The 12,812-nt window shown below is 37.3% G+C and carries 16 protein-coding genes; 12 read left to right on the forward strand and 4 right to left on the reverse strand.

From position 1 onward, the window contains the following. The first annotated feature begins 2 nt into the window (after positions 1–2). The gene (locus tag CRO54_RS17135; RefSeq protein WP_097133308.1) at positions 3–374 is read left to right on the forward strand and encodes a phage holin family protein; all 372 of its coding nucleotides are present in this window, start codon (positions 3–5) and stop codon (positions 372–374) included. Further along, positions 364–807: a hypothetical protein gene (locus CRO54_RS17140; RefSeq protein ID WP_097133309.1), complete on the forward strand. Its 444-nt coding sequence runs from the start codon at positions 364–366 to the stop codon at positions 805–807. The genes CRO54_RS17135 and CRO54_RS17140 overlap by 11 nt, the downstream gene beginning before the upstream one ends. A 79-nt stretch (positions 808–886) precedes the next feature. On the opposite strand, the gene CRO54_RS17145 is transcribed toward CRO54_RS17140, so the two are convergent. After that, on the reverse strand, positions 887–1,600 hold the full coding sequence (locus tag CRO54_RS17145; protein WP_097133310.1) for an SAM-dependent methyltransferase: 714 nt from the start codon (positions 1,598–1,600) through the stop codon (positions 887–889). A 303-nt stretch (positions 1,601–1,903) separates the two neighbouring features. On the opposite strand from CRO54_RS17145, the gene CRO54_RS17150 reads away from it, so the two are divergent. The 4 genes from CRO54_RS17150 to CRO54_RS17165 all read left to right on the forward strand — a co-directional run bounded on the left by CRO54_RS17150 (position 1,904) and on the right by CRO54_RS17165 (position 5,690). Next, the gene (locus CRO54_RS17150) at positions 1,904–3,220 is read left to right on the forward strand and encodes a DUF6600 domain-containing protein (protein ID WP_097133311.1); all 1,317 of its coding nucleotides are present in this window, start codon (positions 1,904–1,906) and stop codon (positions 3,218–3,220) included. A 167-nt stretch (positions 3,221–3,387) separates the two neighbouring features. After that, complete coding sequence (locus tag CRO54_RS17155; protein WP_097133312.1) at positions 3,388–4,443, forward strand: nucleoid-associated protein; 1,056 nt, start codon at positions 3,388–3,390, stop codon at positions 4,441–4,443. Between the two features lie 35 nt (positions 4,444–4,478). Next, on the forward strand, positions 4,479–4,862 hold the full coding sequence (locus CRO54_RS17160) for a helix-turn-helix domain-containing protein (RefSeq protein ID WP_097133313.1): 384 nt from the start codon (positions 4,479–4,481) through the stop codon (positions 4,860–4,862). A gap of 66 nt (positions 4,863–4,928) precedes the next feature. Beyond that, positions 4,929–5,690: an SDR family NAD(P)-dependent oxidoreductase gene (locus CRO54_RS17165; protein ID WP_097133782.1), complete on the forward strand. Its 762-nt coding sequence runs from the start codon at positions 4,929–4,931 to the stop codon at positions 5,688–5,690. Positions 5,691–5,963: 273 nt separating this feature from the next. Here the strand turns inward: CRO54_RS17165 and CRO54_RS17170 are convergent, their stop codons facing one another. From CRO54_RS17170 to CRO54_RS17180, 3 genes are all read right to left on the reverse strand, one after another. After that, entirely contained in the window at positions 5,964–6,863 is a 900-nt protein-coding gene (locus CRO54_RS17170) for a bestrophin family protein (protein ID WP_097133783.1), read from the reverse strand. 95 nt (positions 6,864–6,958) lie between these two features. Then, on the reverse strand, positions 6,959–7,720 hold the full coding sequence (locus CRO54_RS17175) for a hypothetical protein (protein ID WP_097133314.1): 762 nt from the start codon (positions 7,718–7,720) through the stop codon (positions 6,959–6,961). Positions 7,721–7,731: 11 nt separating this feature from the next. Next, positions 7,732–8,919 (reverse strand): class I SAM-dependent rRNA methyltransferase, encoded by a 1,188-nt coding sequence (locus CRO54_RS17180; protein ID WP_097133315.1) that lies wholly within the window; start codon positions 8,917–8,919, stop codon positions 7,732–7,734. A gap of 308 nt (positions 8,920–9,227) precedes the next feature. Here CRO54_RS17180 and CRO54_RS17185 point away from each other — a divergent pair, with 308 nt between their 5' ends. The 6 genes from CRO54_RS17185 (at position 9,228) to CRO54_RS17210 (ending at position 12,811) form a co-directional block, all read left to right on the forward strand. Then, a complete protein-coding gene (locus tag CRO54_RS17185; protein ID WP_097133316.1) occupies positions 9,228–9,563 on the forward strand; it encodes a tRNA-binding protein in 336 nt (111 codons plus the stop codon). Positions 9,564–9,655: 92 nt separating this feature from the next. Beyond that, positions 9,656–10,135, forward strand: coding sequence for a nucleoside deaminase (locus CRO54_RS17190; protein ID WP_097133317.1), 480 nt, complete (start codon positions 9,656–9,658; stop codon positions 10,133–10,135). Between the two features lie 80 nt (positions 10,136–10,215). After that, complete coding sequence (locus CRO54_RS17195) at positions 10,216–10,824, forward strand: superoxide dismutase (protein ID WP_097133318.1); 609 nt, start codon at positions 10,216–10,218, stop codon at positions 10,822–10,824. A 270-nt stretch (positions 10,825–11,094) separates the two neighbouring features. Beyond that, entirely contained in the window at positions 11,095–11,541 is a 447-nt protein-coding gene (locus tag CRO54_RS17200; protein ID WP_097133319.1) for a hypothetical protein, read from the forward strand. Further along, positions 11,538–11,912: a DUF2784 domain-containing protein gene (locus CRO54_RS17205; RefSeq protein WP_097133320.1), complete on the forward strand. Its 375-nt coding sequence runs from the start codon at positions 11,538–11,540 to the stop codon at positions 11,910–11,912. The genes CRO54_RS17200 and CRO54_RS17205 overlap by 4 nt, the downstream gene beginning before the upstream one ends. A 5-nt stretch (positions 11,913–11,917) precedes the next feature. Further along, a complete protein-coding gene (locus tag CRO54_RS17210) occupies positions 11,918–12,811 on the forward strand; it encodes a hypothetical protein (protein WP_097133321.1) in 894 nt (297 codons plus the stop codon). Position 12,812: the final 1 nt, after the last annotated feature.

Genomic DNA, 12,812 nt, shown 5'->3' on the forward strand with positions numbered 1-12,812 from the left:
TAATGGAAGAGAAAAAAGAAAAAACCATTGAAGAACTAGTTTCCGATGCGAAGAGCTATGTAGATACTCGTATAGATTATATACATTTAAAATCCGTAGAAAAAGGTTCTAAATTATTTGCAGACCTCATTACCAATACTGTGGTAGTAGTATGTTTCCTATTGGCCTTTTTATTAGGTACGGTTACATTGGCCCTATACCTTGCTGAGGTATTTGGCAGCTTAGTCTCGGGATTTGGCTGTGTTGCAGGGATTTATTTGCTCCTATCCATTATCGTTTTCTTAACCAAGGATAACATCATCGAGAAGATTTTAGTGAACATGTTTATTAGGAAATATTTTAATAAAATAGCAGATAAAGACGATGAGGAATAGAGACATAAAATCCTTGGCAGAATTACATTTAGAAATTAGCCGCGTTAAAACTGACTATCAGTTTAAAGAAACGCAACTAAAAGCAGATGCCAAAAGTTATATCAAACAATTTTCGCCTATCAACTTAATCAAGGATTTCCTTAATCCTCAGAGCATAATGAAGTTTGACGAAAAAACCAATTTGAGCGGAAGCATCATGTCTCTAATTTTACCTATGTTTTTGAATAAAACTGTATTTAGAGGTTCTGGTTTTATTACTAAAAGTATTGCAGCCTTAGTTTCCGGCAAAATTGGTAAATCTTTAGATGCAGAAAGTTTAACTGGGATATTCAGTAAGGCAAAATCACTGTTTTCATCCTTTACTTCTAAAAAGAAGAAAACTAATGTAAACTTTGTTGATTATGGTATTCCACCAGATAGCGAGACTTACTAAAGTTTTAACCACCTTAGTCACCTAAGCATGTCGATAGTGACTTAGCTTCTATGAAGTGACTAAGATGGTCTCTGAAAAACTATTTTCCTTTGTAGATTAAGAATACGGTAGGCTTTTTATGAAAATCTACTTTTTCCTTACGCCATAGGCTGATGGGTAAAGTTTTAATGAACTCATCTTCAGCATTGATATTACAAGCTACACACAACATGGTAGTAGGTTGGCAGTTTTTCAGGATATCTTCAAAAAGATGGTTGTTTCTGAAAGGTGTTTCCATAAAAAGTTGAGTTTGCCTGTATCGCTGGGATAAATTTTCTAAATCCTTAATTCGCTGCACCCTGTCTCCTTTATCAATTGGCAGATAACCTGTAAAAGCATAGCTCTGTCCATTAAAACCTGATGACATTAGGGCCTGTAACATGGCATTTGGCCCAACAAGAGGTACAACTTTAACATTTCTTTTGTGTGCTTCGGCAACAATTTCCGCTCCTGGGTCTGCTACTCCTGGGCAACCCGCTTCACTCATCAAACCTACATCTATGCCTTTATTCAGTTCCTCGAAATAAGGAGACATAGACATCCCTCTTTTGTGCTTTCCATAATCGTGAATCACCAATTCGCTTTGTGGAGTTTTTATCCCCGCCTCTTTTAAAAATTTACGAGCCGTTTTTTCGTTCTCTACAATGTAGGTTTTGATACTATTAATGGTATCTACTAAAAATGGCGTAAAAGATTTATGAGCGGCATTATCTGCCAACGGAACGGGAATTAAGAACAAGGTACCTTTTTTCATCTATGATTGAGTTTATTCAGGTTGGCGGATATTACCACCTCGCCAACAAAATTAAAATTTACAAAAACAATAAAGTGCAACAAAGTGTTTTGTTTGGTTACTCATTGTATCAAATTTAGTTCTGTCCACAACAACAAATGACATAATTTCAATACATAATTTTGCACTTTCTGGCCGAAACTTACGTTAATTCTTATAAATGAGCAACTTTCTTGTTGCTTTTACAGTATTTAACAAAAGTTGGATTTTAAATTGATATAAAACTACCGTTAGGTTAATTATAAATTTTAAAACACACAGGACATGAAAACCTTAATCAAATTTCCGGCTATAATGCTGGGGCTTGTGCTTCTCCTCACCGGAACCACACAAATTGCAAAAGCACAGTATGATGATGTTTCATTGCAAACATTCTATGATGAGCTTTCTCCGTATGGAACCTGGATTAACGACCCTGAGTACGGGTACGTTTGGAGACCAGATGTAGACCAAGCAGACTTTAGGCCGTATTACAGTAATGGCCGTTGGGCTATGACAGAGTATGGCAACACTTGGGTATCTAACTATGATTGGGGATGGGCTCCATTCCACTACGGACGTTGGATGTACAACAGATACAACAACTGGGTTTGGTTACCCGATACCACTTGGGGACCAGCATGGGTAGATTGGAGAAGCGGTGGTGGACAGTATGGCTGGGCGCCAATGGGACCAAGCATTAACATCAACATTAATATTGGCCGCCGTTATGTAACTCCTGATTTTTGCTGGAACTTTATTCCCGTTGGACATATTTACTATAACAGCTATCCACGCTATTACAGTGGAAGAAACAGAGTTTATATTCAAAATACGGTAATCATCAACAACACTTACGTTCGTAACAATAGAACTTATTATACCGGACCCAGAATTGATGATGTGAGAAGAGCAACCAACCAAAATGTTACCGTATATAATGTTTCTAGAACTAGCAGATCAGGTGGAAATAGGATTGAAAACAATACCGTTAACGTTTATGCACCACGTCCAACTAGAGGAAGCGATAATGCCAACGCTGCGCCAAGACAAGCAATACGAGGTAGTGTTACGAGAGACAGAATAGAAAGAAATAGCGCAGTAACTAGAGAAAGTCGTGGTAGAGATAACAACGTTTACTCTAACAACGGTAGAGGTGAAAGAACTAGCGATAGAACCTTTGAAAACAATACAACCAGAGACCGAGGCAATAGCGCTCCTACTAGAGAAGGTAGAGTTGACAGCAACAACGAACGTAATACTGACAGAGGTGGTCTTTTTGGAAGGTCTAGAGAAAGGAGCGATGCAGGTAGTACCGAAACTAGAACAACTAGTCCTTACAACCAGCCCCGTGTAGAACGTAGTAGAGAGCGTAGTGAAAGTTCACCTTCTCGTTCATCATCTTCTGAAGGAAGGACGCAACAAGCTACACCTCAAAGAAGCATGGAAAGAACCGAGCGTTCACAACCACAAAGAACCGAAAGGGTAGAACGTTCGCAACGTTCCGAACGACCTCAATCTTCGGGTTCAAGTAGCCGATCATCGGGCGGTTCAGAAAGATCTAGCAGAAGCGAAAGTGGAGGCAGACCTGGCAGAGGTTAAATAGAATTAAAAGGATGGGCAAATAGACCATCCTTTCTTATTATAACTTATGTGTAAGTATAAAATAATTAAGTAACAGGCAGGCTACAACTTCCCTTTTTTTATTCCTCTTGTTTCTGTCTTTTGCAATCCTACTTTTTAATACCTTTGCTGCTCAAATAATTTTTATGGTATCTTTTTTCGAATCGAATTTAGCAGAGCTTTCAGTACATCACGTAGGCAATAAAACAAACGAAGAGTATTATTCGTTTTCCGAGAGTTCTATGCACGTAGAAGACGAAATGCTTAACCAACTGCTGAAACAATACTTCCTTTCTCCTTTCCAAAAGGTAAATGAAGTTTATCGTTTTACGCAGCACAGCAACGATTTAAATTCGAACGAGATTTACCGCTTAGTTTCGGAAGTTTTTGCCAATGGAGGTAAATTCCATGAAAACAGCCAAGAGATTGCGAAGTATCTTTTCGAGGTAGCAGATCATCCCAAGGTTAAAGGCGGCGAGCTTTATGTAGGTTATTTCGAAAACCTTCAAATCGAGGGTGATCTACATGATGCTATCGGTTTTTTCAGATCTGAAAGCAAAGAAAGTTTTATCAAAGTTTATCCAGAGCAAAGCGGATTTGGTATCAGCTATGAACAGCACGGCATCAACATTAATAAATTAGACAAAGGCTGCCTGATTTTTAATACCGAAAAAGAAGAAGGTTACAAGGTAGTGGTAATTGATACCACTAGTCGTACCTCTGATGCTGCTTATTGGAAAGACCAATTCTTGATGTTAAAAATAAGGAACGATAATTTTAACAAGACCCAAAACGTAATGGATGTTTACAAGAGCTTCGTTACTGAAAAACTGGACCAAGAATTTGATGTAGAAAAAACAGACAAAATTGACTTGTTGAACCGTTCGATGAAGTATTTTAAGGAAAAAGAAACTTTTGATATCGACGAATTTGCCAATGAGGTAATTGCTAACGAAGAAGGTATTGAGTTGTTTAAAAACTACAAACAGTCTTACGAAGAGGAGTTTGATACGCAAATTGCTGATACCTTCGATATTTCTGATGCAGCAGTTAAAAAACAAGCGAAAGACTTTAAGAGTATCCTTAAGTTAGACAAGAATTTTCACGTATATATTCATGGCAATAAAGAATTGATTGAAAAGGAATACGATGCCGAAAAAGGAATGAATTGCTATAAACTTTACTTTAAGGAAGAGCAATAGTTTCCAGTTTGATGGAACAATCGTTAAATTAGTACATGCCAATCCCTAAAAAATTACTGAGCCGTAAAGAAGAAATCACGAAAGATTTTTTTGTGCTGCTAGAAAAACATATTGATGATGTGTTGACGGGAAAAACAGATACGATGTACCACATCAAAGATTTTGCCGCGTTGCTTTTTATACACCCTACTCATTTTAGCAACACTATTAAATTAACTACAGGCTATTCTCCTTGCCATTTCGCAGAGCAGCGTGTAATGGAAGAAGCTAAAAAAATGCTAAGCGACACGAACAAACCCATCAACGAAATCAGTTACCGACTTACTTTTAACGAGCCTACCAATTTTACCAAATTCTTCAAATCTTTCGAGGGCATTACGCCAAAACAGTTCAGAAAACAGCTGCTCGAAAATACTTAAACTAGCACCATTTTTCAATTAGGTTTCCTACGGATATTTGTATCGTAATTAAAAGATACAACAATGATGGAGACACAAAAAATAGCCTTAGTAACTGGCGGAAGTCGTGGTTTGGGCAAAAACATGGCGCTTGCCCTAGCACAAAAAGGGAATGATTTAATTATCACTTACAACAGCAACAAAACGGAAGCCGATGAAGTGGTAAATTCAATAGAAGCCTTAGGACAAAAAGCAGCAGCCTTACAGTTAAATGTTGGCGAAGTAAAAAACTTTGATGGTTTTGTTACCGCGTTAAGCACTGTTTTAATCGAAAAATGGAAGAGACCAAGCTTCGATTTTCTAATCAATAACGCTGGTATCGGTATTTACACTCCTTTTGCAAGCACTACAGAAGAACAATTCGATTTATTGACGAACATCCATTTTAAAGGCGTTTACTTTCTTACCCAAAAGCTACTTCCGGTTATTGCTGACGGCGGTAGAATTATCAATGTTTCTACAGGTTTAACTCGCTTTTCACTGCCAGGCTATAGTGCTTATGCCGCATTAAAAGGTGCAATTGAAGTGCTTACCAAGTATTTGGCAAAAGAACTAGGAGCTAGGGGGATTGCAGTAAACGCAGTGGCTCCTGGTGCAATAGAAACTGATTTTGCTGGTGGAGTTGTGAGAGACAATGAACAGATGAATCAAGGCATTGCTGCTAACACCGCTCTAGGCCGTGTAGGCTTACCAAACGATATTGGGGGCGTAGTGGCGTTCCTATGTTCTAAAGAAGGTAGTTGGATAAATGCTCAAAGACTAGAGGTGTCTGGAGGGATGTTTATTTAAAACCGTACATATATTTATCTAAAGTGTCGTTTTTTCGTGCTTAAAAATGTAATTTTAATGTTGGTTGGCAACGTTAATCTATTGCCAATCAAATCAAAAGAGCTTTGAAATCAAGCAACACTATTAAAGCCCAGCGAATTGATTTCGTTGGGCTTTTTTTGTTAGTTTTAAATTAACGCTAGACTTACGAAGTTTAACTTTTGTCTTTTACTTCTTTTTTATGGTAAAGTTGAGGGCTTCGCCGTTTAAAGACTTCGTAAGTCTAGCGTTAATCTAAAGCACGTACTCCTCATTAATAGGTGTAATTGGTGGTGGAGTATTTTCTTCGCCCATCATCTGCAATAGGTTAATTTCGATAGTTCTGGTAATTTGATTTAAAGGAATACCTGCCACATTGTTTTCAAAAGGATCAACTAGGTTCATTCCGTTAATTTGTGTAGATACAAAAACAAAACCAATCATCCAGCCCATAAAAATAGACCAAACTCCCATTTCCTGACTAATAACCAAAGTAAAAGTAACTACAAATAACCAGATAAAAACCTTCGTCAAGTAACTGTAAGTAGTAGGGAATACCGTGTTCTTAATACGCTCACTCATTCCCATTTCATCACTAAATCGAACTAGCATTTCGTTAATCTGGATGAATTTAAAGCCATCGATCTGTCCACTTTGGGATAATTTTTGCAAATCTTCCGACTGTTTTAAAAGGATCGCATTATGCAGATTATTATGTTTTTCTATTTCCAGCCTATCACTTTCCTCCAAATATTTCACATAAATCAAATCTACTGTACTTCTTAAGTTTGCCTTTAAAGCATACAGAAACGCAATATGACGGCGAATCATTCTTTGTACAATCACATCATTTTCATCACTTTGCGGTACAAAAGCGATTAAGCTACGGGCGAATGAACGCGAATCGTTTACCAATCCGCCCCAAACTTTACGGGCTTCCCACCATCTATCATACGCCTGATTGTTATTAAAACCGATGAAAAATGCTATAGCTGTTCCTAAAACCGTAGGGATAATGGTTGGAATAGAAAAATGGTGCGCAATGAGGTACTCGCGAATAAAATAAGCGCCCATACAAGAGGCTATCATAATTAAATCTACATGCCAAGTATTTCTAATAATTCTACTTAGTCTAATGTTGTTAACAAGAAGCATAGGTGTTTTTTCTGTTTGTTGGTTTCTTAACAACAAATTAGAAAAATAGTTAGATATTTTTTCAAAAATAAGCTCCTTAGAATTTACAAACGTTTTTAATCGGCAATGTAAGAAACCGTATCTATTGTGTTTTTAGATTTTTGCGCTAAATATTTCATGATTTGATTTTGCTGATCATCATCATTTAAACTACTCATAGTATTCCAATAATTACCATCAATAAATTTCACGTAGTAATGCGGATATGGACTAATCTTCTTCTGGTCCTTTGAAATAGTATTTTCAACGTAGTAGATGTTTTTGATTTGTCTAAAAGCGTAACTCTTTTTCTCTGTGGTTAAAAAATCATTTAGTACGATTTGCTTCTCGGTAATTTCAATTTTATAATCTGACATTAGAAACAGTGAGACGATTGAAGCTAAACCAAAAATCCAAGCTATTGGTCGGTAAATTCTCATTCCATCAAATCCGTGCTTCAAATTAGTGTAGTGGAGATATTCATCGTAACGGTCTCTTAAAATCAATCTATAAATGGCCGTCATTGGAAAAATGATGACTGCAAAAGCCAAAAAAGTAGCAGGTACAAACCACATATAAAGGTTGGGAACAATTGAAAATATCAGATCCTCACTTTTTTCGGGAGAAGAATTCATCCACAAGAAAAAACTCCCAAAACTATAAATTATTGCTGCCATGAATATGAAAAAGGGAACTATTGCTAAAGCTTCCCATATGGCATATTCCTTTTGTAGAACTTTAAAATTACCTCCAAAAAATGTTTGTTTTGGCTTGTAGGGAAATAGGTTGGCCAATAATAAAAACACAAGAATTACCGCAACTTCTGTTGGAAAATGCATACTTCAAATATTTAAACGACTCTTACTAACAGTCCTTTTAGGTATTCTCCTTCTGGAAAAGATAATCTCACAGGATGATCCTCTGGTTGGCAAAATTGTTTAATGATTTGCACTTCTTTCCCCGCATCTAAAGCTGCCCAAGCAATAATTTGTTTGAAAGTATCGATATCTACCGCACCCGAGCAAGAAAAAGTAGCCAGTAATCCACCACTTTCTAATAATAACAAACCGCGGCGATTTAAATCTTTGTAAGCTCTAGCCGCTCTATCCAATACAGAACGAGATGGCGCATATTTCGGTGGGTCTAACACCACTACATCAAACTTTTTCCCTTCATCATTAAACTGTCGCAGCTGTTTATTTACATCACTTTGTATGGCGGTGTGTTTGCCTGCATCAAATTTATTCAGGTCGATGTTTTGCTTCAACGTTTCTATTGCTAAAGCAGAACTATCTACAGAAGTTACTTCGGCAGCACCTTGAGCATATGCGTTTAAGCTAAAACCACCACTGTAGCTAAAGCAATCTAGCACAGATTTTCCTTTGGTGTAAGATGCTAAGATTTTTCTATTATCACGTTGATCGCAGTAGAAACCAGATTTTTGCCCTTCGGCAATGTTGATATTGTACAAAATCCCGTTCTCTTTCACTTCAATAAACTCAGCGGGAGTTTCGCCCCAAAGCAAGCCATTTTCGGCGGTAATTCCTTCGTGTGTACGAGCGGTTGCATCACTTCTATCGAAAATCCCTTTGGGTTGTAAAAGCTTCACCAAAACAGCGATGATGATATCTTTTGCTTTCTCAATGCCAGAACTTAAAATCTGTAAAGAAAGAAAATCGGCATAGCGGTCTACAATTAAGCCTGGTAAAAAATCAGCTTCACTAAAAACCAAACGACAAGCGGTAGTTTCCTCGTCTGCTAACAGATGCGCTCTTCCAGCAATCGCAGTTTTAATTTTCTGCTCATACCAAGCTTCATCAATGGTAGTTTCTTCGTTCCATTCTATCAAACGAACAGCTACACGAGATTGGTCGTTGTAGTATCCATAGGCCAAAAAATCTCCACTTGCATCTACCAAACGTACGACATCTCCATTTTCGGGCTTTCCTTTCACTTTGTCCAATGCTCCAGAAAACACCCAAGGATGACGTTGATGAACCGCTTTTTCTTTTCCTTTTTTTAGCTTGATTTCTACCATTTTGCAAAGATATGTAAAAGTGGTCAGTTGTCAGGAAACAGTATTCAGTTAGCGTTAAAACTAAAAACATTAAAATCTATATAGTATTTTGGCTAAAGCCAACAACAGCTCAAACAATCCGTCGGTTAAAACCGACGGCAATGAAATGCATAAACTAATCTATTCATTGCCCTTGGCTTCAGCCAAGGGTATATTAAAACACAAAACTGGCTTTAGCCAAAAATTAAGACCTGTAGTATTGAAAATACAATCTCAAAATAAACCTTTGTGTACTTCGTGTCTTGGTGGTTTAATATTATTTTTACAGAATGGAAGAAATCACTTGGAACGATTTTGAGAAAGTAGAATTAAGAGTTGGAACTATTATCGAAGCTTTTGAATATCCCGAAGCAAGAAAACCAGCATACAAGGTAAAAGTAGATTTTGGCGAATTAGGCATCAAAATGAGCAGCGCCCAAATCACTAAGCATTACACGTTAGAAGAATTAATTGGCCGACAAATCATTGGCGTTGTCAATTTCCCTAAAAAGCAGATAGGTAAATTCATGAGTGAGTTTTTAGTGACTGGCTTTGCTGATGAAAACGGTGATATTGTACTGAGCACAGTTGAAAGAAAAGTACCTAACGGAAGTAAGTTAATCTAGAGCAAAGATGAAGGAGCAAGGAACAAAGATATATCGCCTAACATTCTAGTCTTTTATCTTTACTCCTTGCTCTTTATTCCAAAATATACAACATGAGTTTCTATAATTTCGAAGAAAACGCCAACCCACAGCAAGAAGACGAACACTACATGCGTTTGGCTTTAAGTGAGGCAAAAAAAGCGTACGATGCGCAAGAAATTCCCATCGGTGCAATAGTAGTTTGCAAAGGGAAAGTAATTGGCAGAGGCTACAACCTTACAGAGCAACTGAATGATGTAACCGCCCATGCCGAAATGCAAGCCTTTACCGCAGCTGCACAAACCTTGGGAGGCAAATATTTAAAAGATTGCACGTTGTACGTCACCATAGAACCCTGCGTAATGTGTGCAGGCGCCAGTTATTGGACACAAATTAGTCGAGTAGTTTACGGAGCAAAGGAAGAAAAGAGAGGTTTCACCAAAGTAGGGCAAAACCTTTTACACCCCAAAACGTTGTTAACTGGAGGTATTTTGTCCGAAGAGTGCGGAAGTCTCATGTCGGCGTTTTTTCTAAATAAACGCAAACAAAGTTGACAAACATTTGAACAAAACTTAACCTATCTCTATTATATTTGTAGAGATAACATTTTAAATAACCCTTAATCATATACATTATGGCATTTGAATTACCTGCGTTAGCATACGCAACAGACGCATTAGAACCACATATCGACAAAGCAACCATGGAAATTCACCATGGCAAACACCACCAAGCTTATGTTACCAACTTAAACAAAGCTTTAGAAGGTAAACCAGAAGCTAACAATAGCATCGAAGATATCGTTAAAAACATCTCAAAATATCCAGCTGCAGTACGCAACAACGGCGGTGGTCACTATAACCACTCTTTGTTCTGGACAGTTTTAGGTCCAAATAAAGGCGGCGAGCCAACTGGTGATTTAGCGAAAGCAATCAACGAAGCTTTCGGTTCTTTCGCAGAATTCAAAACTAAAATCCAAGATGCGGGTGCAACTCGTTTCGGCTCAGGTTGGGCTTGGCTTTCTGTAGGTGCAGATAAAAAATTAATAGTTTCTTCTACACCAAATCAAGATAATCCTTTGATGGATGTTGCTGAAGTAAAAGGTACGCCAATCTTCGGTATAGATGTTTGGGAGCACGCTTATTACTTAAAATATCAAAACAAACGCCCTGATTATTTAGCGGCAATTTGGAACGTAGTAAACTGGGATGCAGTAGCTGAGCGTTACAAAAAAGCTTTATAGTAAGCTTTTAACATCAGGTAAATAATTCAATTTTCTTTTTTAGAAAATCAATAAAAGCGGGGCGTCGGTTATGATAGTCCCGCTTTTCGTTTTTATCTTTTTGATGCCCACGCACAAACCTCATAGGTTTACTTGCATTAAGTCTATTAAACCTATGAGGTTTTCCAGCGACAAAAAAATAACCACTTCAATCGGGTTTATAACCGAGCGGAACTTCCTACATGGTTTCCTAAAAATTTCTTAAATTGCAGGTTCAAAAGTAAACTCACAATGAAAAAGTTTTTATCTGCTCTTTTCCTTTTTACAGCAATTGCAGTTTCTGCATTGGCACAGCCTAAAATGCCAACTCCAGAAGAAATAGCAAAAAAGAACGTAGACGAATTAGAAACTCGTTTAAAACTTACACCTACTCAAAAAGGTGTAATCTACAATTACGCCTACAACATGGCCAAAGAGCAAGTGGTTTTAATGAAAAAACAACAGGCAACTGGCTACGATGACGAGGAAGTAACCAAAATTTATCGTCTAAGTAACGAAACCAATAAAAACATCAAGGCAGTTTTGAAGCCTGAGCAAGCTTTAGAATATGATAAAATTGTAGAGGAACGCTTAGCAGGTATCGACCCTAAAAAGAAAAAGAAGAAGAAAAAAGGTGAAGAAGAGGAAAAAGTAGTAGGTATAGAAGGCTTAAAATCAGTGAAAGCTGGTCAGCCGTGAGCTTACAACTCTTAGATTATCTTTTCACCATTGTACATCTGCTCATCATTGGAGCAAATCTTTTTGCTTGGATATGGCCTAAAACCAGAAAAATCCATCTTTATATTGTAGCTATCACCTTATTTTGCTGGTTAATTTTGGGCATTTGGTACGGCATCGGCTATTGCCCAGTTACCGATTGGCAATGGGAGGTGAAGACCAAATTAGGGGAAACCAATTTACCAAGCTCCTTCGTTAAGTACTACCTAGACAAAATTTCTGGCAAAGATATTCCAGACACTACTGTCGATTTCATCACTTTAATCTCATTTTTGGCAGCTATTATTTGTTCTATCAAAATCAACTTTTTTAACAAAAGACAAACCAATTAACGCTTATGAAATTTCTAAAAATAGTTGCTCTACTTTTTTGTTTCATCACAGGTAAGGCCACTGCGCAAACAGTTAATATTCCTTTCGAATTAACGAATTACAACAACATTTCGATCGAGACTGTACTTAACAAAAAAGACACAGTTAAACTGATGTTTCATTTAGCGGCATCCTCAGTTACCTTAACAGAAGAAGCATTACAAAAAATTAACAGTATCAAATTTGAAAGAACCGATAGTGTAAATAGCTGGGGCGGCTCGGGAAATACATCGAGGTTCAGCAAGAGCAACGAGCTACAAATTGGCAGCTTAGTTTGGGAAAAAACGCCAATTTGGGAGAATAAAAATTCTGGTCAAAATACAAGTGGTAAATTTGGACTAGACTTATTTAAAGGAAAAATCATTAGCATCGATTTTGAGAAGAAAATCATCAGCATTAGCGAAGAACTTCCAAAAAACATCGAGAAATATCAAAAGTTAAATATCGACTACAAAGACGACATGATGTTTGTAGCCGCTAATTGCGAAGTTGGAGGAGCCTCCATTGCCAATAAGTTTTTAATCCATTCGGGGTATGCTGGTTCGATTTTATTTGATGACCAGTTCTCCAATGCAAATAAACTATCAGACCGACTTAAAATTACTAGTGAAAAACAGTTGAAAGATTCTTACGGCAATGTTTTAAAAACAAAAAAGGCAATTTTACCAACCTTCGCTTTAAGCAATTTCAATCTTAAAAATATTCCAGTGGGCTTTTTTGATGGCGCTATGGGTCGTCAGAAAATGAGTGTATTGGGCGGCGATATTTTAAAGCGCTTTAACATCGTTATCGATGCCAAACGTGAGTTCATTTACCTTAAACCAAATAAATTGAAAAATGCAGCTTATTTGGATGTTTAAA

This window comes from Pedobacter xixiisoli, assembly GCF_900215335.1.
Taxonomy (GTDB): domain Bacteria; phylum Bacteroidota; class Bacteroidia; order Sphingobacteriales; family Sphingobacteriaceae; genus Pedobacter; species Pedobacter xixiisoli.